This is a genomic window from Peptoniphilus equinus, from assembly GCF_027921445.1.
Classification (GTDB): domain Bacteria; phylum Bacillota; class Clostridia; order Tissierellales; family Peptoniphilaceae; genus Peptoniphilus; species Peptoniphilus equinus.
This window is the reverse complement of sequence record NZ_CP115667.1, coordinates 135991-159745: the sequence shown is the minus strand read 5'-3', so window position 1 is coordinate 159745 and position 23755 is coordinate 135991. Positions and strand designations below refer to the sequence as shown.

Here is a 23755-nt window from a genome sequence, read left to right as displayed (position 1 = left end):
TACTTAATAATGAAGGTACACCCATGAAAACTCTAAAAATCAAATGCGATCATTCTATCATTGATGACTTTAAATATGAAGTGTTTGACGGCAACACCTTGGTTTACGAAGGCTATGTGGACATCTTTTCCCCCATCATCAACTTTCTCAAAGCCGAGGGGATCTACCAGTCCAAAATTCGCGTCTTCGACATGGACAACAAGCAAGTTCTGAAAATCTATAAACATGTCAGAAACTTCTTAAACGACGTCCTCTTTACCATGTTTATCGACGATCGTACTATCGCCGTGCGCGAAGGGAAGAACTTCCGCGTGCCGGACCTCTACTTCCGCTCGTCCTTCGGCCGTCTCACCGTCTTCGGCGAGGTGAAAGCCCAAAGTTATCGCGTCCTTCTTGGCGACGATGTGGTGCTGACCATTCAAGGCACCACGGAAAAGATGCGCAAAACCTATATCTTGAGCTGGGACGAATCCTATGACAAAGACTGCCTGGAATTTGTGGGCATCGCTTTGATTTTAGATTCCCTGTACCACGACTATTAAGGTTCGCTTACAACTTGATAACCTTAAGGAAATGATATGTCTAACGAAAACAAAGATAAAACTTTTGATTTAACTCGCCTGGTCGACGAGGATAAAAAAAAGCCCGATACCAACTATAAAGCCAATGTCAATTATTCCTTGAAGAAGCTTGCCCAAATTGTCTTTGGCGGCATTCTTCTCTACTTCTTCTTCTTAAAATTCTCCACGGTGCAAAAAGCCACGGCGTATATAATGGGCGTTTTGTCACCGTTTTTTATCGGCGCGGCCATTGCCTTTGTGCTGAAGCTGCCGATGAATTTCTTTGAGAAAAAAGTTTTTGATAAGGCGCCAATACCTTTTGTCCGAAAGGCCTCTCGCCTTTTTGCTCTGCTGCTGTCCATCATTCTCTTTATTATCATCGTGGTGATCATGACCTCCATGATCATTCCGCAGCTGATCACCTCCTTTACGTCATTGCAGGAGCAAGTGCCGATCTTCGTCGCCTACGTGGCGGACGTCTTAAAGCGCTACAGCTTGACGAAAAACATGGGGATCGCCCTGGAAGACTACTACAGCACCCTCTCCTGGGATGCCGTCTTCGAACAAATTAAGGCCTTCTTCGTCAGCGGCAACGCCGACATCGAAAGCTTCTCTACCGGCGCCATCGCAACCGCAGGCGGCATCGCAGGCTCACTCTTCTCCGGGCTGACCAACGGCGCACTGTCCTTGGTCTTTGCCATCTACATTCTCCTCGATAAAGAGCGCCTGTCTCAACAGTCCAAGCGTATGGCTTATGCCCTTGCAGGAAAAGAAAAGGGTCAATATCTGATTCACATTGCCGATCTGATGAACTTTCACTTCTATAACTTCATCAAAGGTCAACTTTTGGATGCGCTCATCATCGGTGCCATGACCTTTGCCGGCATGACGGTTCTACAAATGCCGTATGCCGCCATGATTTCATTGTTGGTTGGCTTCTCGGATCTCATCCCTATTGTGGGACCGATTATCGGCGCTGCCATGGGCTTTGTCTTCATCCTCATAGAGTCGCCGGTACAGGCCTTGGGTTTTCTTATCATGATGCTGATCTTCCAGCAAATTCAGGGCAATATTATCTATCCGAAAATTGTCGGGGACAAACTGGGCATCCCGCCAATGTGGTCTCTGTTCGCCACCATTGTGGGCGGTTCCCTCGGCGGTGTCGTCGGTATGTGGATCTTTATCCCCCTCGTCGCCACCATCTATGTCGTCCTGGGTGACTTTACGACCTTTAAGCTGAATACGCTGTATACTAAATCTACAGAAAAAAACGCCTCTGAATGAGGCGCTTTTTTATATCACTATCCTTTGGAGGCATCATGATCTATCGTCGCACCATAGCAAGTCCCATCGGCTTTTTAACTTTAACAGCGAGCGACAATGTCCTCACCGGCTTAACCTACGCTGCATCCGATGCGGACGATGTGAGTCCGGTACTCTTACACGCCGAAAACGAGCTTGCTGCATATTTTAAGGGTGAACTCACCCGCTTTACCGTACCCATTGCACTCACCGGCACACCCTTTCAACAGGACGTCTACCGAGCGCTCCTATCCATCCCCTACGGCGAGACCCGCTCGTATAAGGACATCGCTGTAATGATCCGCCGTCCAAAAGCCGTCCGTGCAGTCGGAGGCGCCAATCACAACAACCCCATCGCCATTATTGTCCCTTGCCACCGCGTCATCGGCATCAATGGACACCTTGTTGGCTATGGCGGCGGTGTGGAGAAAAAACGCGCACTCCTCACCTTGGAACAGACGCACCTTTCAATACTGCCAAGTCTGTAAAGGCCTTCGTCGAAAGCCGAAACACAAAAGGCCTTGTACATGATCCTTGCCATGTACAGGGCCTTTACTATGCCTACATTCTAAACTAGGTACCTAGTGACGGCGTCACTTTCTTATAATAAGTTTTGTCGTCGCTGTCAACACGAGCACCGCCCCTACAATTTGGCGCAACACCATCGGTTCATGAAGGATCACGCCGCCGACGATAAGACTGGTAATGGGCTCTACGGTACTCAAGATGGCCGTCTTCGTCGCACCAATTTTCATAATGGCACTTTGGTAGAGATAACTGGCTCCAAAGGTAATGATACAGGAATACGCGACAGGCATCAGCCACTGCACACCGTCAAACCCTAAAAAAATCGGCGCATTGATCACCCTGCTATAGACCAGAATGATGACTACAGAAAAGGCATTGATATAAAATAACAGCTTCATCGGATGAAGGCTCTTTAAGTTTTTTACTTCCAATAAGATGGAGTATGCCGAATAGGTAAAAGCCGAAAGCACAGCAAAGGCAATGCCTTGAGTGTTCATCCCTCCGTCGCCTCGCATATCCATAATAAAGACAATCCCCAAAGCCACCAACGTGATATAAAAAATATCCGTCTTCTTCGGCATATACCGGCGCAGCCAGTTCATGGCAATAAAAATGACAATGGGGTAGGCAAAATGTATGGTCGTCGCCATGCCGGAGCTGATGTATTGATACGATGAATAGAGGGTCACACTGGTCATGGAAAATCCCAATGCGGTCAATGCCAAGCCTGCCACTTCTTCCCGACTCACTTTTAAATCGATGTGATAGTAAAAGCGTAAGAGGAAAAATAAGATAATCACCGACGGCAGCATTCTATAGACGGCAGAGCTCACGGAATTAGCCCCCCATCTATAGAACACTTGCGTGGCTAAAGGCATAAGCCCAAATACAATCGCGGACAACACGGCATGTACAATGCCCTGGTTATTTCTGTTCGTGCTCAATCTTAAACGTATCCTATCATCGTAGCCACTACCAGTACAAGGCTACAGATTACATACCATGCCAAAAGCAACTTCCACAGCCATTTCATCCACTTTCCGTAAGAAATGCCGCCAATGGCAAGGGCTGCCATTAAATCCCCGGCTGTCGGTGTGACCAGGTTGGTAATCCCGTCACCGAATTGGAATGCCAAAACCGCTGTTTGACGGGTGAGACCGATGACATCAGCTAAAGGTGTCATGATCGGCATACTGACAACAGCCTGCCCGGTGCCTGACGGAATAAAGATATTGATGATGGACTGAAGAATAAACATCCCGATAGCGCTGAGCTGCAGCGGCAACCCAATGACGAGACTGGACATATAATAGACAATGACATCCAGGATATTACCATCCTGCATAATGACGGTAATAGCTCGAGCAAAGCCGACACACAATGCCGGATACAGAAGATTCTCAGCCCCTTTGACAAAATTATCCACAATGCCGTTGACACTCAGGCCGCCTGCAAGACCGCAAAGGACGGTAACCGCCATGAATACCCCGGCTATCTCTGTCAAATAAAAACCGTATTCAATAACGCCATAGACCAAAAAGACAATCCCTAAAATAAAAGTGGCAATCGCAAGCTTATGTCGTCCCGTAAACTCCACTTCCTGATTTAGCAAATCGGATTCTCGATACGGACTCAGTTTGTCACTCTCATAAACCAAACTCTTGGTTGGGTCTTTCAAAATTTTTCCGGCGTAGACATAGACGTATGCAATCGTCGTAATAAGTAAAATACTGAATGCAATGACACGCATATACATCCCGCTGAACATTTCAATATCAGCTATCTTTTGTGCAGTCGCCACTGTAAACGGATTGAGAATTGCACCGATATAACCGACACCGACACCGAGCATCCCCAGCGCCACACCGGTAATCGAGTCAAAGCCCAAAGCTAAACAGAGGGTAATCTGCAGCGGCAAAAAGGCCAGACACTCTTCAAAGTTTCCTATGATAGCACCGCCAAGTCCCCAGAATAACAACACGACCGGAATGACCAACCGCTCTCTGCCTTTAAGTTTGACCAAGGCAAATTTTAAAAGTGCATCCAACGCGCCGGTGCCCTTTAAGACACCGAACGTACCGCCAATGATAAATAGAAAATTGATGATTTCTGCCGATTCATTCAACCCTCGTGGTATCGATTGCAGCACTCCTGCAAGGGACACCGGACTGCGTTCAATAGCATGAAAACTGTTAGGGTCTACGATCTCACTCTCCGTGACAGGATCCATAATACGGTCATACGCTCCTGTCGGTAAAATGTAAGTTGAGATAGCTGCAATCACCACTAAAATAGCAATCAATGCTAAAGCATCCGGTGCTTTTAACTTAAATTTCCTTTGCTTTTTACTTTCCATAGCTGCCTCCTTGTTTTCTAATCATGATTATATTATAATTATGATTAGAAAGTTTGTCTTTGTCAAGTATCAGCGAGGTGAATTGTGAAATTTTCAATCCGTGAAAAAAGAGTAATGGATGTCTTTATTTCATCGGCTAAAGAGCTTATTGATGACTATGGACTAGATAATATTACCATTCGTAAAATTGCAGAGATCTCAGGCTATAACAGCGCAACCCTGTACAATTATTTTCAAAATTTAGACGAGCTGTTAATCTACGCCTCGGTAGATTATCTCAACGAGTACATGGTGGAATTAAAAGAAAAGACCAAAGACATCAAAGATCCTGTTTTGCGCTACATTAAAGTATATGAGGTCTTCAACAAGTATGCTTTTTCAAAGCCTGATGTCTATTTCAATATTTTTTACGGCGTCTACTCAAAAAACCTGCCCTCTATTTTGGCGAACTACTATGAGATTTATCCAGAAGCCCTGGATGGCTTTGATGACCTGGACGTGTTGAATATGCTCAAAACCGGCGCCATCATCAATCGAGACTATGAAGTCACCAAAGTGTTTTGTGAGAAATACCATCTGAGCAGCAAACAACTCAACTTTTTAATTCACACGGTGATCCGTGTGCACTCCAGCTATCTCTATGACGTCGTCATGAATAAGAATATCGATACCGACGCCCACTGCACGCAGTTTTTAGATTTTCTGAAAAATCTGCTGAATCTTGTTATAAAGGAGTAACAGATGCATTTTTTTAAGGAATTTGATGAGATTACTAAAATCCCTCGTCCAAGTCATCACGAAGAATGTATTGCAGACTACTTATTGAATTGGGCTAAAGCTCACGATCTGTCTGCACTAAAAGATGACTTTAACAATGTGATTATCACCAAACCGGCTTCCATCGGTTACGAAAATTTTGCCCCAATTGCACTTCAGGCTCATACGGATATGGTCTGCGAAAAAGCCGAAGGCATTGATCATGATTTTTTCAACGACCCCATCACCTATTTTGTCGATGACGATATCGTATCGACCCACGGACGGACGACCTTAGGCGCTGACGACGGGTTGGGTATGGCCATGATCTTGGCAATTCTCTCTGACGACACGCTCTGCCATCCGAAATTGGAAGCACTGTTTACGACAGCGGAAGAAGAGGATTTCCGAGGTGTTGAAAATTTAGACGCCACACCGCTGACGGCGAAGCACTTGATCAACATCGACCACTGTGACGATACCTCCATTCTCTGTGCATCCGCCGGAGGTATCACCTTTACCGCCACTCACCCTTACACCCTCAAGAGCGATCTCACCTTAAAGCCTTTACACATCACCTTAAGCGGTCTGATGGGCGGTCATTCCGGCGAAGATATCGGAAACGGCCGGGGCAATGCAAATATTTTGCTGTGTCGCTTATTGCAGCGCCTCCTTCCATTCGGCGTACAGTTAAACTATCTGTGCGGCGGGACATTCCGTCTGGCCATCCCCCGCAGTGCCTCGTGTACCCTTCTCATACCGCCCGAGCAGTACGATACGGTCTGTCGGGAGATTGATGCCTTCAAAGCTGTCATTCAAAACGAATACGTTCAGTTTCCTACGGTTACCATCGACTATGAAGGCTGCGACTGCGACGGGACCTATGTGGACGAGACGACACTGCGGGAGTTTATCCACTACGGCTTAACGATTCCCAACGGCGTATTTGAAATGAGTGCGACATTTAAAAACATTGTCGATACATCTTCAAATTTCGGCGAAGTCTATATGCAGGATCATGCCATCGTGACCGTCGTGGATATTCGCTCAAATTACGATTCAAAACTCACCCGCTTAACTGATATGCTGAGTATTCTCGCCACACAATTCGGACTGGACTACACGATTTGGGGCCGCTATACGCCGTGGAAATATCAAGCCCATTCACCTCTTAGAGATCTGATGTATGCCGTCTACTCTGAGCTGAGCGGACAGCCTCCGCGCATTGAAGCCGTCCACGCCGGATTGGAATGTGGATTTTTATCCGACAAAGGCTTTACCGATATCATCTCCATCGGTGCCAATGCCGAAAATTTTCACTCACCTGCGGAACATTTCAGCCTCACTTCAGCGGATTACGTCTATCGTGCCCTTGTAAAAGTATTGAACGATGCCAAATTTACATCGTAATGGCAAAAATCCCCCAATGACATTTCATGTCATTGGGGGATTTTTATTGTACGATTTATCATGACAAAACCACCAGATGTGCTAGGGGCAGGAATAAAAAGCTTTAGCTCCAGGCAATAAAAACCTCCAATGATAAAAGAGTTGAGTTATTGGCAACAAACTATCAAGGAGGTATACAGCATGGGTAGTGTAAGTACCCTGTAGTATTTGCACCAAAATTATAGAAGGCAAATACTATATGGAAAAATATTACGAGAATTATGTGAAAGGAAAGAAATAAAAATAATAGAAGCAGAATGTTGTCCGGACCCTATTCACATGTTAATAGAAGTACCTCCCAAATATAGCGTATCACCAATAATGGGATACTTGAAAGGAAAAAGTAGCTTAATATTATTTGATCGATATGCTAACCTAAAATACAAATATGGTAATAGACACTTTTGGTATAGAGGATACTATGTCGATACAGCAGGGAAAAATGCGAAGAAAATACAAGAATATATAAAACTCCACCTGGAAGAAGATTATTTAGCAGACCGTAAGTATAAGAGAGTTTGTAGACCCGTTTACGAGTCAGCAAGTAAAACAAAGTAAAAAATAAGGTGCTTCAGCACCAACTGGGACAATGGTGCACGAGTAAGAAAATTCAAAGCTCGATACGTGCTACAGGTAACAGCCCCCTTATAGGAGCAGAACAAACCACCAGCTTAGCTGGTGGTTTTGATTTCTGCGTAATTACTTCATGTGCTGCATAAACGCACTGTAGCCTTTGTACGTCATATAGGCATCGGCGATGGAGACCAGTTCCACGGGAGCATGCATGGAGAGCATTCCTGTGCCCATATCCACCACTTGTGCGCCGGTCTGTGCCAAAATATAGGCAATGGTACCGCCGCCACCGGCGTCCACTTTGCCAAGTTCCCCGGTTTGCCAAATCACCTCGGCATCGTTCAACACGGTGCGAAGCTCATGGAGAAACTCGGCATTGGCATCATTGGAGCCGCTTTTGCCGCGAGAGCCGGTATACTTTGAAATAGTGACCCCGCCTCCCATCACGGCGGCATTTTTGTCATCCATCACATCGGCATAGTCCGGATCTATCGCGGCAGTGACATCTGCAGACAGGACTTTAGAGTTCGCCATAGCACGACGAAGTTTCAAGTCGTTGTACTCTCCTGTTGCGGCAATGAGCTCGGCAACAGCATTCTCAAAGAAGTTCGCCGACATCCCGGTGTTGCCCACCGACCCGATTTCTTCTTTATCGGCAAAGAGCGCCACCGTAGTCTTCTCAGGTGCGTCCACATCAAAAATAGCTTTTAAATTGGCATAGGAACAGACTCTGTCGTCATGACCATGAGCCGCAATCAGCGCTCTGTCAAAGCCGACATCCCGAGCATGGGTGGCCGGCACAATTTCGAGCTCCGCCACGGCAAAGTCTTCTTCTTCCATCCCATAGTTGGTCTTGAGATAGTTGAGCACCAGACTTTTGACTTTACCCTCGTCATCCGCAGCACCGAAGCTGGAGTGTCCCACGAGGACGTTGAGCTTTTCGCCTTCAATGGCTTCGTCTAACTTTTTCGCCCGCTGTTTTCCACCAAGGTGTGGTAGAAGGTCGTTGATAAAGAACACGGGATCGTCGTCCTTTTCACCAATGACAAGGTTGATGTGTTCACCTTCCTTGGTGATGACCAGACCATGGATCGCCAATGGAATGGTCGGCCATTGATACTTGTTGACGCCGCCGTAGTAGTGTGTCTTTAAATAGGCCATATTACCGGCCTCATAGAGAGGTTGTTGCTTGACATCTAAACGTGGTGAGTCAATATGAGAGCCTACAATATTCATTCCGGACTCTATGTCCTTACCTACGACAAAGAGCACCACAGACTTATTATGGTTGTTGAGATAGATTTTATCTCCCGGTTTCACACCATCTGCCACGGCGCACTCAAGGGACTTAAAACCTTTGGTCTTGGCGGCGTCGATGATAAAAGCCGTCGCTTCACGTTCCGTCTTTGCACGGTCTAAAAACTGCTTATATTCTGTTGCATAATCATAGATGCGGTTCAACTCCGTGCTGTCGATTTGCTCCCACACCGTCTTTTTATTCTTCATGATAATCTCCTTAGTACGCTGATATCATTTTTCGTCCGCAGCGGAAGCTTCTTGCTCTTCCAGCGCTTCCAATTCCTTTTTGTGTTCCAGACGTACACGATCGACTTCTTCTTTTGAAATGGTGATGGTGACGGTTTCCGTCTCGCCCAAGGTCACCAGACCGCCGATAATATAGCCTTTGGTCTCGGTGTCATCGGCATAGACTTCCAAGTCGCCGCGAGGATTGTGAATAACGACCTCAAAATCCGGGTCATCCTTGTCATTTAAAATGACAGCCGCCGCGACCGACCCGGAAGCGCATGAACCCTCCAGCACTTTTGTCTCCGCTGCAGGGACGTGAATATATGGCACGATAGCAGTCGACTCACGATTCAAAAAGATAATGCCGTATGCCGACGCATCGAATGCACCTACAAGCTTCTCCAGAGCCTGGTTAACGAACGCTTCGTCCTCATTCGACTCAACAATCATGTGAGTAATGCCGGGCATCACGACGACCGGATAGGACGCACCGGCCACCTCCAGGGACTCAACCTGAAACGGTCCTTCCACTTTCACATAGGCGGTCTGTTCCTCTTGATTGACGATAACATCCACGGGATGATCAACCCCGGAGACATACACAGCAAGTTTCACGTCGCCTTTCGTGTCATAAAATCCGGCAGAATAGAGGCCATAGGCACGCGTCGCATTGGCACAGAATTCCGAACCCATCATCTCCATGCGAAGGGGTGCGCTATCGTAACTTGGACTGATGAAACCCACCTGTTCTATAGTTGGATCCTTGGCCATAATCGCCTTGGCATACGCTCTGCGATAGCCGGGATAGACGGGACTGATAACAAATCCGGTCCCGTTGCCCGCAGGATCGGCTTTGAAATATTCAAACGATTTTTTCATAATACACCTTTCTTTCCTACCTTAGTTTATCTCTCTATGTAATACCCAAGGGAGAATTTTTTACACTAAAAAACAACGCCAATTCCTTGGCGTTGTACTTTATGCAGCCCGTTCAATATTTTTAATAATGTCGCTATACAGGTCTTGAATTTTATAGATAAAACCCTGTTGAAGCACCCGATCCTTCACGATAAGGTCCTGTTTATAGACTTCTTCATTATTCATGCTGTAGCTGATGGTCCCAACGACCGCTCCGGCAGGAATCGGCGCCGTCAAATTCTTTTTCAAGTGCAAGGTCTTGGTCACTTTACTCTTGGAATCCCAGAGCACATTGGAGGTACTCGTTTCATAGACATCCACTTTCTCATCAATCGCATTCTCTACCGTGACTTGTCCCACCGCCTGATCCGGTGTCCCGATGACGGTGTATTGATACGTGTCGAGAGCGTGTTCCATGAGTTTACGTGCCGCCACATACCGTGTGAAGTCATTGGGTGATCCGGTAGTGATGACGATGAGGCGAGTATCCAACGCCTCCCCTTCGCCCGGCTTCAAGGCTGTCGCCACAAGGCACCGTCCCGCCGCATTGGTATAGCCGGTCTTTAATCCGTCCACACCTTTGACAATGCCCAAAAGCGGATTGGTATTGTATTCTTCAACACTGCGCTCCGGTTCAATCAAACTCTTGATCTGCGTATAGTCTAAAATTTCAGGATAGGTGTTAATCATTGAACGCACCAAGGTAAAGAGTTCCCGAGTGCTCATCTCGTTGTAGGTAGTATCCGCATAGTCGGTCAGACCGGTGGCATTGACCATATGGGCACCGGTGAGTCCAAGAGCTTCACATTTTGCATTCATGGCGGCGACAAATGCTTCCGACGAGCCGCTTACGTGTTTACCCAATGCTGTGATGGCATCGTTGCCTGAGATGACAAAGGCTGCGGTAATCAGCTGCTTGACGCTCATCACCTCACCTTCTTTTAATTTATAGCTGGATCCGGTCATGCTCGCCGCCTCGTGATCGATGGTCACCATCTCATCAAGCCGCGTGTTCCCGGCTTTGATATCGTCTAAAATGACATACAGTCCCACCAATTTGCTCATGGAGGCAATGGCGTGCACCTCGTCGATATTATAGGCTTCAAGCACTTTCCCGGAGCGGTAGTCTCCTACGATATAGGAACTGGTCATGGCCTCCAGATCTTTTCCCATAAGGGTTTCATAGCGTTCCGCTTCACTTTGCGTGGCCTGCTGCACCCCTTTTGCCGTGGGGACGAGCAGTTTTTGATCCCGAATGGCTTCGGTTTGCTCCGGGGTCGGAACAGGATCGGTCCCACGCTTAGCTGTATTCTCTGCATATGCCGCCGGAGACAGTAAAAGCACTGCGGCTAAGAAAACTATACTGAGTCGTTTCATCGTTCACCTCATCTGTATTGTACCAAATGGCGTGCAACTTACAAAATTAATAAAAAAGCCTCGCTAAAGCGAGGCAACTGGTGCATCTTCACGGACTCGAACCGTGGGCCCACTGATTAAGAGTCAGTTGCTCTACCAACTGAGCTAAAGATGCATATCTTAAGGACAAAGACCATTCTATATAACTTTGTCTTGTTCGTCAAGAGTTTTTTACAATGTTGAGCGAAGAATTTTAAATGCCGTTCACGATTAAAGTAAAAGACAGACCGAAGTCTGTCCCTTCAACTCAATCCTCGTCCACTCGCTCAATGTGAGCGCCCAGGCTGCGGAACTTAGCTTCAATGTCCTCATAGCCTCGGTCGATGTGGTAGATGTCATAGATTTCCGTCTTGCCTTCAGCAACCAGACCTGCAAGAATGAGCGCCGCACCGGCTCGAAGATCCGTCGCCTTCACTTTCGCGCCCCGCAACTTGGCCGGCCCGATCACGGTGGCTTCTCGGTCTTCAATCGTAATCTCCGCACCCATCTTCATGAGCTCGTCAGCGTGCATAAAGCGATTTTCAAATACGGTCTCCTTCACGGAACTCTTGCCGTTTAAAACCGTCGTCAGCGCCATAAACTGAGCCTGCATATCTGTCGGAAACCCGGGATATGGCAGGGTTTTAATCTTGAGGTTCTTGACGCCGCGGCCGGTGACCCGCACACTGTCATCCCCTTCCGTCACATCGCATCCTGCTTCTTCCAACTTTGCAATGACCGGTTTGATGTGAGAGACGATGACATTATCAATCGTCACATCGCCGCCAGTGATGGCCGCCGCCACCATAAACGTCCCCGCTTCAATGCGGTCCGGAATAATCTGGTGAGTACACCCTCCAAGACGTTCCACGCCGCGAATCCGAATGGTGGAGGTCCCAGCCCCGACAACTTTTGCGCCCATCTTTCTTAAAAAGTTGGCCAGATCGACAATTTCCGGTTCCTGAGCGGCATTTTCAAGGACAGTCTCCCCGTCAGCAAGAACTGCCGCCATAATAATATTTTCCGTTGCACCCACAGACGGAAAGTCCAAGTAGATCGTCGTGCCTTTTAACTTGTCGCAACTTGCTGTGATATCACCCACATTGTCTTCAATGACAGCGCCCAGCGCTTCAAAACCTTTGAGATGAAGGTCGATGGGACGTGCACCGATGTTGCAGCCTCCGGGCAGGGAATTGACGGTCTTGCCCATACGGGCGAGAAGCGGCCCCATAACCAAAAACGAAGCTCGCATTTTGCCCATCAGGTCGTAACTGGTTGTGTAACCGTTCAGTCCCTTGGAATTTATTTTTAAACGATTTTTCCCCAAACGCTCTACAACACTGCCAAGAGACTCCAGCACTTCGATCATAATATCCACATCACGAAGGCCCGGCACATCTTCGAGCACAATGTCTTCCGTCCCGAGGAGTGTGGCGGCAAGTATAGGCAGAGCCGCATTTTTGGCACCGCTGGTGCGCACACGTCCGCTGAGCGGTTGGGATTTTTTAACAACTATTTTTTCCAAATCTATCCTCCATTGTCATTATACCCTAAGTTTACTCGTTGGACTTTAAGGATTCGACCATGTCGATGGCCTTAATTTTAAAGTGGAAGAGCACCATAATGACAGCATTCACTAAGATGGTAATTATAACAGCTAGACCGTAAGAGCGCAATGATAACACCGGATCGAGCATTGCATCGTGGGGCACGACAATGCGCAGCACTAAGCTGTGCAGGAGAAAACCGCCCACGCACCCGAGCACAATACCAAGCAGAGTGAGCAACCAAGTCTCTCTGTAGACATAGGCCGTCACTTCCTTTGGATAGAATCCAAGAACTTTAATACTCGACAGCTCCCGACGTCGTTCTTCGATGTTGATGTTGGTCAGGTTGTAGAGCACAACGAGGCCGAGAAGCGACGAGGCCACGGTGATGACGACCTGTACCATGTTGATGGAATTCAGGTATTGATCCAACGTGTCTCGCAAATCATTATTGTCCACAATATTGACGACAGCTTTGAGCCCCTCAACCTTGGTTTTGATATCGGCGCCATCTTGATAGAGATCGGTATTTGGCTCGTACGTCGCCCCGAAGACTTTTTCATAGTAATCTTTCGAGATGACTATAAAGTTTCCTAAATAAAGCTCAAAGTCCCCTGCCACTTCAAACCCGTAGACTTCCCGCTCACTGTTTTTCACTTCCAGGATGTCATTGGTCTGTAACTTCAGCAGCGTCTTCAGTTTCTCATTGACTAGAGCACCGTTTTGCGGCACGGCAACAGGCGCTTTAGTCTTTCGATTCTGCAGCATGAATACATCGCTGAGGCCATCGTCAGTAACAAGAAGTGTCAAGGTCTCATCCATGCCCTCTACCGTGTACTCCAACGGTTCCATATAGACCGAGGTATAGGCTTTGCCCTGGCGAATCGTCGTGTAAGCGTCGTAAGAAGCCTCATCGTAATCGGCATTGGTGGTGACCATGAGGTCATAACCCAAAATGCGGTCAAACTGTTTGGTCTCAATTTCCCGAACCGAGTCTTTGATACCGAATCCAAGTATGAGTAAGGCGGTGCAGCCCATAATGCCGAAAATTGTCATGATCATACGCTTCTTATATCGAAAGATGTTTCGTGCGGTAACTTTTCTAAGAAAGCTCATGTGCCGCCACAGCGGTGTCCTTTCCAAGAAGATACGACTGCCCCCTTGAACTCTGCGAACGCGAAGCAGACTTGCCGTGTTCTCTTTTAGAATATGCCGGACGGACAACCATGCACTCACCCCTCCGAAGATAAGTCCCAGCGCCACAGCACCGAGGATGATCCCGGGATAGTACCTGTAGTCCAGATGGTTTTCAAAGATGGTGGTGGTCGCATAGGCGTTGCCTACAATACGCGGCAGAATAAAACTGCCTAAGCTCGCCCCCAGTACGCCGCCGGCCAGCGCCCCGAGACCTCCATAGCCCACATACTTTTTCCCGATGGTGTTATTGCTGTAACCGAGGGCTTTATAAGTTCCAATCTGAATGCGTCCGTCGTCCACCATTCGACGCATCGTTGTGGTCGTGACTAACATCGCCACGAGAAAGAAGAATCCGGGGAAGACTTTGGCGAGCAAATCCACCCGGGAAGCGTCGGAAAGATAACCGTTTAACGCTCCATTGTGATGCCGTCCCTGTATCGTAAGACGAGGAATCTTCATCAGCTCCAGATACTTCCTCCCATCGGCAAGATCGGCTTCGCCCTGTGCAATATCCGCTTCAGCGTCAGATTTTTCTTCTATGAAATCTACTCTTGCTTGAGCCAAGTCCGCCGAATTTTTGTAGAGTTCATCGCGCGCCTCAGCCAGCTCTTCGGCGCCTTGTTTGATCTCATCATCAAAGGTGGCCTTGGACGTCTCATAAGTGCTAAGTCCGTCCTCATAGTCCCGAACACCATCTTCATAACGTGCCACACCGTTCTCATAGTCGCGTCTTGCACGCTCCAACTCTACTTTGCCCTCACCTAAAGCGTCTTTTCCTTCCTCATAGGCATTTTCCGCTTCCCGAAGCTTGGCGCTTTGTACCTCCAGTTCCATCCGACCGCTGTCCAGCTTTTCTTTGGCAGCGTTAAGCTCCTCGACACCACGGTTGTACTCTGCTTTTCCATCGGCAAATTTTTTGAGGTTCTCCAGATACTCCTGTTCCCCTTCCTGCAACTGTGCCTCACCGGCTTCCAGCTGCGTCTTGCCCGCGTCCAATTGCTCCTTGGAACTGTCCAAGGTCACCTTTGCCGTATCCAGTTCCGTGCGAGCGGCTCGAAGGGCTTTCAGTGCCGCTTCCCCTTGGGCAAGCTCACCTTTTAACGCCGCGACATTCAACCCTCCCACCGTCTTTTCAAGAGTCGTGATGGAACCGTCTATCGTGGCAAGACCGGCCTCCAGTTGGATAAGCTGAGTGTTGAGCAAGGACGCTTCGTCTTGAAGCGCCGCTTTCTTTTGAAGCAGTGCCTCCCGCGCCGCGCCGTCTGAAAGACCCTGAAGAGCAGCGTCGATCTCCGCTAATCCGGCTGTGATTTGGTCAAGTCCGCCTTGTGCCCGGGACTGTTGTGACGTGAGCTCGTCTCGCTTCGCCTTCAGACCGTCGAGCTCAAGGACAGCACTCTCAAGGCGTGCAAGCTGCACCTGTTTTTCTCCCAGTGCAGTCTGCACGGCATCGAGATTCGCCGCCGCGCCAAGACCGCCAGCCAAGGCTTGAAGCCCCGCCTCATAGTCGGCCTCACCGTCACGGTAGGCTTGAAGCCCCACCTCGTAGTCGGCTACCCCGTCCTGATACTTGTCACGGGCGGCCTCCACATCCTTGCGTCCCTGCTCCAACGTCTCTTTCCCCTGGCGGAGCTGGGCTTCTGCACTGTCGAGAGTCTTTTTTGAACCCGACAGCTCACCCAGACCTTCCCGATACTTACCCTCGCCTTCTCGAAGTTCATCCTCGCCCTCTTGGAGCTGTCGTTTGCCGTCTTGAATTTGCGCGGCGGCATCCTTCAGCTGCGCTTCACTATCTCGGAGTTCTCTGTCACCGTCCGCCAAGTCCCGTTTGCCCTCATCCAGTTCCTGCTTTGAGTCCGCAAGTTTCGTCTTCGCATCGTCCAGCTCCTTCTTGGCATCGTCCAACTGCGTCGCACCCTCTTGGCGCTGTGCGTTAAAGTCGGCTTCACCTTTATAAAGGGCCTCGCGCCCCTCGGCCAGCTTGGCTTCACCGTCTTCAAGCTGTGCTTGCCCATCCTTCAGCGCCTCTTTTGCCTCCTCAATGTCCTGCGCTCCGTCACGAATGTCCGCTTCCACATCGGCTCGCAGTGCATTGTAACGACGGGTCGGCACAAGGCGAAAATCAATGTCAAGCCGATTCAGATGCGGCGTCAGATGTTCGCTGTAGGCCTTGGATGAGGTCGGATACGCTGTATCGTCAAAGATCAGTCGCGCGCTTGAGATATCCCCTTGGAAGTGAGATGGATCCACATAAGCAAAACCCTGAATCGACCCGCCGCCTTCAAAGGACGTGCCTCGCGTGCGCTCCGACACAAACTCAACAGACTGAGCAAAGCCAACCACGGTATAGCTGTACGTATCGAGGGCGGGATCCGCCTCAGGATCCGGGCGTTCTTCCTCATTAAACGCAAGGGTATCCCCGATGCGATACCGATCTTCAAACAGCTGATCAAGAAGCAGTTCACCACGCCCCTCAGGCAGTCTGCCGGAGACGAGGAGCGGCTTTGAAATATGCTCAGGAAGACTACGAAGAGTAAATAAATCCCCGGCCACGGTTTTCAAGGTCACCTCATAGCCGTACTCCAGCTCTTTTAAGCCCTCCTGAGATTCAATGAGCTGTCGATCCTTCGCCGTAAGATCCAATGCCGTATCAATGAGCACATCATGCATATGAGCGGCGTCGATCTTCGCCTCGGCACTTTGCCGCATAATCGGCGCTGTAGACATAAGACCGACAAGGACAAAGACCCCGAGGAGGACCATAAGCAGTATGGACAGGAACCGCGGCCATGTCTTTTTTATTTCACGGAATAAATCCTTATTCATTCAACCACTTCTCTATAAGCAGCTCACCATTCGATGGCGTCAATGTCCATCGGGTGAGGATTGATCGTCACAGCTTTCACTTTTGCATCCATAATCTCAATGACCTTATCCGCAACAGGAGCCACCAGGGCGTTATGCGTAATGACAAGCACCGTAGTGCCTGTCGTGCGGGACGTCTCTTTTAGGAGTTTGAGCACTTGTTTGCCGGTCTTGTAGTCCAGAGCGCCGGTCGGCTCGTCACACAGCAAAAGCTTCGGCCGCTTCGCCAGTGCTCTGGCAATAGAGACCCGCTGCTGTTCACCGCCGGAGAGCTGTGACGGAAAATTATGCAGCCGTTCGCCTAAACCCAACTCCGTGAGAACCGTCGTCGGATCCAGGGGATCACTCACAATTTGAGCAGCCAGTTCCACATTTTCTCTCGCCGTAAGATTTTCAATCAGATTGTAAAACTGAAACACAAACCCCATGTCAAACCGACGGTATTGCGTAAGACCGCGCTCTGAAAGCCGGGTGATGTCCTTGCCGTCCACAAGGACTTCACCTTTCGTCGCGCTCTCCATGCCACCAAGTATATTTAACAGCGTGGACTTACCGGCGCCTGAGGGTCCGATAATCAGGACAAATTCTCCGGCCTCCACGGTGAAATTGATATCGTCGTTAGCCCGCACCGATCCGGCTCCGGGATAGACTTTTGAAAGATGCTTAACTTCAATAAAGGACATAGTTCACCTCCTTTGTATTATATCATGATTGCTCACAGCTATATGCTGCCGCGTGGGATTTTCCTTAAGTGCCATTTTATTATATGTTATGATAGTTATAGAACCGTTCCGGTGTGAAGACCCGGCCCTCGGTTTTGTACATCGTAACCCCCGTACATTAGGAAGGTACGTTATGATTGAATTTAAAAATGTAGCCAAAATTTATCCCGGTCATAAAGTGGCTGTGGAAGATGTCAACATCACTATTGAAGACAACGAGTTCGTGTGCTTTATCGGCACCTCCGGCTCCGGAAAGACAACCTGTATGCGGATGATAAACCGCATGAACGAGCCTACCCGAGGTGAAATCCTCATTGACGGCACCAACATCAAAGACGACGATCCGGTGAATCTACGCCGAAAAATCGGCTATGTCATCCAACAGATCGGGCTGATGCCCCACATGACTATTTATGAGAACATCGTCATGGTGCCCAAACTCCTCGGATGGGACGAGTCGAAACTTCGCCCCATTGCCGAGAACCTCATCAAACGGGTGGATCTTCCGGTAGAGTACTTAGATCGCTATCCGTCGGAACTCTCCGGCGGTCAGCAGCAGCGTATCGGCGTCATCCGCGCCCTCGCCGCAGACCAGGATATCATCCTCATGGACGAGCCTTTCGGTGCGCTGGATCCCATCACGCGAAACTCACTCCAATCTCTGATTAAATCCCTCCAACGGGAGCTTGGCAAGACCGTCGTTTTTGTCACGCACGACATGGACGAAGCTCTGCAGCTCTCCGACCGCATCGTCATCATGGACAAGGGCCATGTGATTCAGGAGGATACTCCAGAAAATATTTTAAAGAACCCTGCCACCGACTATGTCAGAGAACTTCTCGGCGAAGAAAAACTCAATGAAGCCAAGACGTCCTACAACACCATCGAAACCATCATGCTAAAAGAGCCGGTGCACTGCACGACCCAAACGTCCACCTTCGACGCCATCAAGCTCATGCGCGAGCGCCGCGTGGATATGCTCTATGTCACCGAAGAATCCGGAAAACTTTTAGGGTATCTGGACATTTTTGACTTGGGCCGAAGCGGACGGCGCGCCTTGCCCATCGAGGCGATTATGCGCCCGGTGCAGCCTATTTTAAACACCACTCGAGTCATTGAAGCCATTCACCAAATCTATAAACTCAAGAGCAAAAATCTCCCTGTGGTGGACGATGCCGGCAACCTCGTGGGCATTGTCACACGGGCAAGCATCGTCGATACCATCTATGAAAACCTCTGGGACGATACCGCAAGTACCTCAGAGGACGCCATCGTGACCGATACCGCATCGTCTGAAGAGCTTAAAAAACTCACGGAGGAAGCGAAGGTGACCGGCAATGATTGAATTTTTGCAGCAAAATTTCAGCGATATTTTACTGAAGTGCGGGGAGCATCTGACCATCGCCATGGCGGCGTTGGCCCTCGGCGTGATTGTGGCGGTGCCGGTGGGCATACTCATCTCAAAAAATCCCGTGGCATCGAAGTGTGTCATGGCCGTTGCCTCCGTCCTCCAGACCATTCCGTCCTTTGCACTGCTGTCTCTGATCACGCTCATCGGCGTGGGCAAAGGCCCTGCCATTATCGCCCTGTTCATCTACTCCCTTCTGCCTATTTTACGCAATACCTATCTCGGGATTGTCGGCGTTGAGGCCAACATTGTCGATGCGGCCAAAGGCATGGGGATGCGTGAGTCTCAAATTCTTTTTAAGGTGAAGATTCCCTTGGCACTGCCGGTCATTATGTCGGGGATTCGTTTGAGCGCCGTCTATGTCATTGCCTGGGCCACCTTGGCAAGCTACATCGGGGCCGGCGGTCTCGGCGACTACATCTTCAACGGCCTGAACAACTACGTGCCGCCGATGATTGTCTGGGGCACCATCCCTGTAAGTATCATGGCGCTTCTTGCCGACTTCATCTTAGCTCAAGTGGAAAAGGTGCTCTCACCCTACAAACGCTCAGGAGGTGCCAAGTGAAACATACTGTGCCCACTTTATCGTTAGCGGTCGTACTGCTTGTCGCGCTCACCGGATGCAGCTTTCCGGGTCTTGGCGGCAACACTGACACTCAAGTCGTCATCGCCGCCGGCAACACGACGGAACGGCAAATTCTCGCCCACATGATCGTAGAGATGATTCATCATCACACCGATTTAAAAACCAATATCGTCAACAACTTAGGCTCGACGATCCTCGTCCACACCGCCATGACCAAGGGCGATGTGAACATGAGCAGTGCCATGTACACCGGCACGTCGTTGACCGGGGAGCTTGGGATGGAACCGGTGAAAGATCCCGACGAAGCTTTAAAGCTGGTGCAAGACGCCTATCTTGACCGCTTCGACCGCGTGTGGTATCCATCTTACGGCTTCGCAAACACCTACGCCTTTATGGTGAAAGACGATTTTGCCAAAGCTCACAATCTCACCAAAGTCTCCGACTTGGAGGCGCTGAAAGACACGTTAAAAGTCGGCGTCGACACGTCGTGGATACAGCGCCCCGGCGACGGTTATGAAGGTTTCCAAGAGCTTTACGGCTTCGCTTTTAAAAATATCTATCCGATGGAAATCGCTTTGGTCTACTCCGCCATTAATAACGGCGAAATGGACGTCGTCCTGGGCTATTCCACCGACGGACGAATCAACTCCTACGGTCTCACACTGCTTGAGGACGATCGACAACTCTTTCCCCCATACGACGCTTCGCCGGTGGCATCGCGAGCCATTGTGGAGAAATACCCTGAGTTGGATGTCATTTTAAACGCCCTGGCCGGCAGTATTTCCAGCGACGATATGCAGCGAATGAACAAAACCAGCGACGAAGATCTGGTGGAGCCTCAAGTCGTAGCCCAAGATTTCCTTAAGGCTCACAAGTATTTTGAGGCGCGTGTAAACGAACTGGGAGGCGTACAATGATTCAGGATATTCTTTACTACTACTCCATTAACGCCGGCTATGTGCTGGAACAATTTCTACGCCACTTTCTCATTTCTGTCTATGGCGTACTCTTTGCCTGTCTGGTGGGAATTCCCCTCGGGTTTTTTATCGCCAATAAAGGCAAACTGTCCGGCGTAGTCATCGGCTTTGCCAACGTGCTCCAGACCATACCGTCCCTGGCTATGCTCGCCATTTTAATGCTCGGCCTCGGCATCGGCGCCAACATTGTCATTGTGGCGGTGTTCCTCTACTCCCTCCTGCCGGTGATCAAAAACACCGTCACCGGCATTCAGTCCATTGAACCCAACATCTTAGATGCGGCCAGGGGCATGGGGATGACTCGGATGCAGTCCATCTTTAAGGTGGAGATTCCGCTGTCCATCGCCGTCATCATGGGCGGCATTCGTAACGCTCTGGTCGTGGCCATCGGCGTCACCGCCATCGGCACCTTTATCGGCGCCGGCGGACTGGGCGATATCATCACCCGAGGCATCAACGTTGCGAACGGCCAAGCCATCATTGTAGCAGGTGCGTTGCCGACAGCTCTGATGGCCATCCTCGCCGACGTACTTCTCGGGATGGTGGAGAAAAAATTGCAGCCGCGCTCTGCGACAAAACATCCTTAAAATACGTACCATCAACCGGAGATTGCTCCGGTTTTTCTTTTGTTTTCCTCTCATTGGTCCTCTATAATGAAACTATGAAAACTCGATCTCTATATCTCACCCTATTATGCATACTGATCCTTACGAGCTGCACCGGCAGGGTCGCAGACGCACCGTCAAAAGGCGAGCCGACCTTACAGAAAAGCACCGATGCTCCCACCTACCATGCCAAAGTCTGGGCCACTGGCGACATTATGTACCATGAGCCAACCTACAGAGGTGGTGATTTCAATCAGTTTGAATTCGTCAAAGAGTACATTCAGGGGGCGGATCTTGCTATCGGCAATTTGGAAACCACCATCAATCCCCATCGTTCTCCCGCCGGTCACCCGCTCTTCAACACGCCGCAAGAAGCCTTGGAGGGCTTGAAAGATGCCGGCTTCGATGCCCTATCCACTTCCAACAACCACTGTTTGGACACCGGCATGGAAGGTGTCTTCACGACTCAGGATGCCATCAAAGACTACGGTCTCACCTACTTCGGCACTAAAAAGCCGCAAGAGCCGCCGAAAATTCTCACAGTAAACGGCATTGCCATCGGTCTGATGGCCACCACCGATCTTTTAAACGGTCTAGACGGCCAACTCTCCCCTGAAGAGCGTCTGCTGCTCACGCCTTCGGAACACGACGTCCTCATCGGTGAAATTCAAAATTTGAGAAGTCTCGGTGCCGATGTGATCCTGGCCTATACCCACGGTGGTATAGAATACGCCGAAGAACCCACACCGCGGCAAGTGGCCATCGAATCCTTGCTGTTAGATTACGGCGTGGATGTGGTGCTCGGCTCTCATCCTCACGTACTTCAAAGAGCACATGCCGTCCCCGGCAAGACGCCTCGCTTTGCCATCTACTCCATGGGCAACGCCGTCTCCAATCAACGCTTCGAATGGCTGCCTCATCGAGGCGTTGAGTCCGGTGTCTTTGTGGAGCTAAATTTCGAAAAAAAGGATCAACACACTGTCCTCACCTCCTTTATCCTTCATCCTACCTTCGTAGATAAAAAGGATGGCACCACCCGTGTGTATCTCTACAGTGACATCGCTGAAGGCGGCAAATATCGTGATCAAATTCGGGACATCAAAAAAGCCGATGCCGACTACCCATGGGTAGTCAATCGACTGGAGACTTTGAATAGTTGGACGCCGAACGGAACCCTTTAACCACTCTTATCTGTTGTTTTCTTCGCCGACCTCGTTGAGATCATGCTGGCTTGGGTATACAGACCATGTAAGCTATTTGTTCGAAAAAAGGAGATTATTATGCCTAATGATTATCATGAAGTCGCAACTGAACTATCCGATAAAGATCGAGATATTATTCGCGCACTGAACAGTTTTAAAGAAGAAGTGGAAGCAGTGGACTGGTACGCACAACGCGTAGCCGTCGCATCAGATCCGGAGCTCAAAGACATCATGTGGCACAACGCAAAAGAAGAAATGGAACATGCCATGATGACCCTGGAATGGCTTCGCCGTAACCAGGAAGGATGGGATGAGCATATGCGCACCTATCTCTTTGTAGAAGGCTCCATTATGGACGCTGAAACGCATGCCGAAGACGAGTCAGAAGACGGCTCGCTGAATATTGGACAACTTTAAGGAGCTCCTATGGATTTTTTAAAACGCACAGCAGCTCCGATTTCCAAAGCCGCTTGGTCTGAAATTGACGAGGCAGCCACGTCGGTATTTAAAAATATATTATCCGGCCGCCGCGTCCTCAAGGTGAACGGACCGAAAGGTCTGGACTACACGGTCGTCGATGAAGGTCGACTGGAAGAGATCAGCCCCGTCAAAGAAAACGAAGTCTGCGCCGGACTGTATCAAGTACAGCGCCTGGTCGAAGCACGGATCAACTTCAAACTAAATGAATGGGAACTGGACAACCTTCACCGCGGTGCCAAAGACATCGACTTGGCTCCGCTGGAAGAAGCTTGTGAAAAACTGGCGCTCTACGAAGAAGAGTCCATTTATAACGGCAACAAAGCCGCCGGCATTGCCGGTCTCATTCCTTCAGCCGGTCACAAAATCAAACTCGGCAAAGACGCCAACGGCCTTTTAAAAGCTATAGGCGACGCCAAGTATGCCCTGATGAATGCCTATGTAGCCATGCCTTACGATCTGGTCGTCTCCAAAGACGTTTACGACAGGCTGAATACCGTCTATGAAGGCGCTCACTTGATGGATACCGTGCAAAAACTCATCGGCGGGCAAATCATTCGCTCCAAAGTCGTCACCGGTGCCGTTATGTTCCCATCCAAAGATGAGGATCTGGAATTTACCGTAGGCCAAGACTTCGCCATCGGCTATGACAATGAAAACGGCACGGAACTCACCCTTTTTGCAACCGAGTCGTTTACCCTCCGTGTGTTAGATCCGGATAAGATTGTCGCATTTACGAAGTAACAAACAATGAAACACAAAAAGGAAGTTCAATGGTGAACTTCCTTTTTTATTTAAAATCATT

At 49.3% G+C, this 23755-nt stretch carries 20 protein-coding genes, 1 tRNA gene and 1 pseudogene; 13 read left to right on the top strand and 9 right to left on the bottom strand.

Translation table 11 applies throughout. The features are described from left to right. Nucleotides 1–23: 23 nt before the first annotated feature. From O6R05_RS00785 to O6R05_RS00775, 3 genes are read left to right on the top strand one after another with little or no spacing between them, the layout of a single operon-like run. Complete coding sequence (locus tag O6R05_RS00785; protein ID WP_271191659.1) at nt 24–542, top strand: LURP-one-related/scramblase family protein; 519 nt, start codon at nt 24–26, stop codon at nt 540–542. Nucleotides 543–578: 36 nt separating this feature from the next. Continuing rightward, a complete protein-coding gene (locus O6R05_RS00780) occupies nt 579–1844 on the top strand; it encodes an AI-2E family transporter (RefSeq protein WP_271191658.1) in 1266 nt (421 codons plus the stop codon). Between the two features lie 35 nt (nt 1845–1879). Next, nucleotides 1880–2350 carry a methylated-DNA--[protein]-cysteine S-methyltransferase gene (locus O6R05_RS00775; protein WP_271191657.1) on the top strand — a complete coding sequence of 157 codons (471 nt, stop codon included), beginning with the start codon at nt 1880–1882 and terminating at the stop codon, nt 2348–2350. A 105-nt stretch (nt 2351–2455) separates the two neighbouring features. Here the strand turns inward: O6R05_RS00775 and O6R05_RS00770 are convergent, their stop codons facing one another. Together O6R05_RS00770 and O6R05_RS00765 are read right to left on the bottom strand one after the other, a co-directional pair. Further along, nucleotides 2456–3334 carry a DMT family transporter gene (locus O6R05_RS00770; RefSeq protein ID WP_271191656.1) on the bottom strand — a complete coding sequence of 293 codons (879 nt, stop codon included), beginning with the start codon at nt 3332–3334 and terminating at the stop codon, nt 2456–2458. Nucleotides 3335–3336: 2 nt separating this feature from the next. Next, complete coding sequence (locus O6R05_RS00765; RefSeq protein WP_271191655.1) at nt 3337–4746, bottom strand: YfcC family protein; 1410 nt, start codon at nt 4744–4746, stop codon at nt 3337–3339. An 84-nt stretch (nt 4747–4830) separates the two neighbouring features. Between O6R05_RS00765 and O6R05_RS00760 the strand changes: the two genes are divergently transcribed. The 3 genes and pseudogenes from O6R05_RS00760 to tnpA form a co-directional block, all read left to right on the top strand. After that, complete coding sequence (locus O6R05_RS00760) at nt 4831–5484, top strand: TetR/AcrR family transcriptional regulator (protein ID WP_271191654.1); 654 nt, start codon at nt 4831–4833, stop codon at nt 5482–5484. 3 nt (nt 5485–5487) lie between these two features. After that, nucleotides 5488–6912 (top strand): beta-Ala-His dipeptidase, encoded by a 1425-nt coding sequence (gene pepD / locus O6R05_RS00755; RefSeq protein WP_271191653.1) that lies wholly within the window; start codon nt 5488–5490, stop codon nt 6910–6912. Between the two features lie 188 nt (nt 6913–7100). Then, nucleotides 7101–7516: pseudogene (gene tnpA, locus O6R05_RS00750) on the top strand (IS200/IS605 family transposase); the annotation flags it as partial. Between the two features lie 134 nt (nt 7517–7650). On the opposite strand, the gene O6R05_RS00745 reads toward tnpA, so the two are convergent. From O6R05_RS00745 to O6R05_RS00715, 7 genes are all read right to left on the bottom strand, one after another. Next, nucleotides 7651–9030, bottom strand: coding sequence for an aminopeptidase (locus tag O6R05_RS00745; protein ID WP_271191652.1), 1380 nt, complete (start codon nt 9028–9030; stop codon nt 7651–7653). Between the two features lie 24 nt (nt 9031–9054). Further along, entirely contained in the window at nt 9055–9930 is an 876-nt protein-coding gene (locus tag O6R05_RS00740; protein ID WP_271191651.1) for a hypothetical protein, read from the bottom strand. 99 nt (nt 9931–10029) lie between these two features. Beyond that, nucleotides 10030–11346: a D-alanyl-D-alanine carboxypeptidase family protein gene (locus O6R05_RS00735; RefSeq protein WP_271191650.1), complete on the bottom strand. Its 1317-nt coding sequence runs from the start codon at nt 11344–11346 to the stop codon at nt 10030–10032. A gap of 78 nt (nt 11347–11424) precedes the next feature. Further along, nucleotides 11425–11500 (bottom strand) — tRNA-Lys (locus O6R05_RS00730). A 132-nt stretch (nt 11501–11632) separates the two neighbouring features. Next, nucleotides 11633–12889: a UDP-N-acetylglucosamine 1-carboxyvinyltransferase gene (gene murA / locus O6R05_RS00725; protein WP_271191649.1), complete on the bottom strand. Its 1257-nt coding sequence runs from the start codon at nt 12887–12889 to the stop codon at nt 11633–11635. A gap of 31 nt (nt 12890–12920) precedes the next feature. Next, a complete protein-coding gene (locus tag O6R05_RS00720; RefSeq protein ID WP_271191648.1) occupies nt 12921–16934 on the bottom strand; it encodes an FtsX-like permease family protein in 4014 nt (1337 codons plus the stop codon). A 23-nt stretch (nt 16935–16957) separates the two neighbouring features. Further along, a complete protein-coding gene (locus tag O6R05_RS00715; protein WP_271191647.1) occupies nt 16958–17656 on the bottom strand; it encodes an ABC transporter ATP-binding protein in 699 nt (232 codons plus the stop codon). Nucleotides 17657–17828: 172 nt separating this feature from the next. Between O6R05_RS00715 and O6R05_RS00710 the strand changes: the two genes are divergently transcribed. The 7 genes from O6R05_RS00710 (at nt 17829) to O6R05_RS00680 (ending at nt 23694) form a co-directional block, all read left to right on the top strand. Beyond that, nucleotides 17829–19040, top strand: a complete 1212-nt coding sequence (locus O6R05_RS00710) for an ABC transporter ATP-binding protein (protein WP_271191646.1) — start codon at nt 17829–17831, stop codon at nt 19038–19040. After that, a complete protein-coding gene (locus O6R05_RS00705; RefSeq protein WP_271191645.1) occupies nt 19033–19668 on the top strand; it encodes an ABC transporter permease in 636 nt (211 codons plus the stop codon). The genes O6R05_RS00710 and O6R05_RS00705 overlap by 8 nt, the downstream gene beginning before the upstream one ends. Then, complete coding sequence (locus O6R05_RS00700; RefSeq protein WP_271191644.1) at nt 19665–20606, top strand: osmoprotectant ABC transporter substrate-binding protein; 942 nt, start codon at nt 19665–19667, stop codon at nt 20604–20606. Before O6R05_RS00705 ends, O6R05_RS00700 begins: the two co-directional genes overlap by 4 nt. Further along, entirely contained in the window at nt 20603–21253 is a 651-nt protein-coding gene (locus O6R05_RS00695; RefSeq protein WP_271191643.1) for an ABC transporter permease, read from the top strand. Before O6R05_RS00700 ends, O6R05_RS00695 begins: the two co-directional genes overlap by 4 nt. Before the next feature lie 74 nt (nt 21254–21327). Continuing rightward, nucleotides 21328–22452: a CapA family protein gene (locus O6R05_RS00690; protein ID WP_271191642.1), complete on the top strand. Its 1125-nt coding sequence runs from the start codon at nt 21328–21330 to the stop codon at nt 22450–22452. Between the two features lie 99 nt (nt 22453–22551). Next, entirely contained in the window at nt 22552–22890 is a 339-nt protein-coding gene (locus O6R05_RS00685; RefSeq protein WP_271191641.1) for an encapsulin-associated ferritin-like protein, read from the top strand. 9 nt (nt 22891–22899) lie between these two features. After that, nucleotides 22900–23694: a family 1 encapsulin nanocompartment shell protein gene (locus tag O6R05_RS00680; protein ID WP_271191640.1), complete on the top strand. Its 795-nt coding sequence runs from the start codon at nt 22900–22902 to the stop codon at nt 23692–23694. The last annotated feature ends 61 nt before the right edge of the window (nt 23695–23755 follow it).

Excerpts from the sequence above, each read along its gene's own strand:
- O6R05_RS00720 (WP_271191648.1), bottom strand. The coding sequence starts at position 16,934 with ATGAATAAGGATTTATTCCGTGAAATAAAAAAGACATGGCCGCGGTTC.
- O6R05_RS00715 (WP_271191647.1), bottom strand. The coding sequence starts at position 17,656 with ATGTCCTTTATTGAAGTTAAGCATCTTTCAAAAGTCTATCCCGGAGCC.
- O6R05_RS00695 (WP_271191643.1), top strand. The coding sequence starts at position 20,603 with ATGATTCAGGATATTCTTTACTACTACTCCATTAACGCCGGCTATGTG.
- O6R05_RS00680 (WP_271191640.1), top strand. The coding sequence starts at position 22,900 with ATGGATTTTTTAAAACGCACAGCAGCTCCGATTTCCAAAGCCGCTTGG.
- O6R05_RS00690 (WP_271191642.1), top strand. The coding sequence starts at position 21,328 with ATGAAAACTCGATCTCTATATCTCACCCTATTATGCATACTGATCCTT.
- O6R05_RS00735 (WP_271191650.1), bottom strand. The coding sequence starts at position 11,346 with ATGAAACGACTCAGTATAGTTTTCTTAGCCGCAGTGCTTTTACTGTCT.
- O6R05_RS00710 (WP_271191646.1), top strand. The coding sequence starts at position 17,829 with ATGATTGAATTTAAAAATGTAGCCAAAATTTATCCCGGTCATAAAGTG.
- O6R05_RS00765 (WP_271191655.1), bottom strand. The coding sequence starts at position 4,746 with ATGGAAAGTAAAAAGCAAAGGAAATTTAAGTTAAAAGCACCGGATGCT.
- O6R05_RS00785 (WP_271191659.1), top strand. The coding sequence starts at position 24 with ATGAAAACTCTAAAAATCAAATGCGATCATTCTATCATTGATGACTTT.
- O6R05_RS00775 (WP_271191657.1), top strand. The coding sequence starts at position 1,880 with ATGATCTATCGTCGCACCATAGCAAGTCCCATCGGCTTTTTAACTTTA.
- O6R05_RS00780 (WP_271191658.1), top strand. The coding sequence starts at position 579 with ATGTCTAACGAAAACAAAGATAAAACTTTTGATTTAACTCGCCTGGTC.
- O6R05_RS00740 (WP_271191651.1), bottom strand. The coding sequence starts at position 9,930 with ATGAAAAAATCGTTTGAATATTTCAAAGCCGATCCTGCGGGCAACGGG.
- O6R05_RS00705 (WP_271191645.1), top strand. The coding sequence starts at position 19,033 with ATGATTGAATTTTTGCAGCAAAATTTCAGCGATATTTTACTGAAGTGC.
- pepD (WP_271191653.1), top strand. The coding sequence starts at position 5,488 with ATGCATTTTTTTAAGGAATTTGATGAGATTACTAAAATCCCTCGTCCA.
- O6R05_RS00745 (WP_271191652.1), bottom strand. The coding sequence starts at position 9,030 with ATGAAGAATAAAAAGACGGTGTGGGAGCAAATCGACAGCACGGAGTTG.
- O6R05_RS00685 (WP_271191641.1), top strand. The coding sequence starts at position 22,552 with ATGCCTAATGATTATCATGAAGTCGCAACTGAACTATCCGATAAAGAT.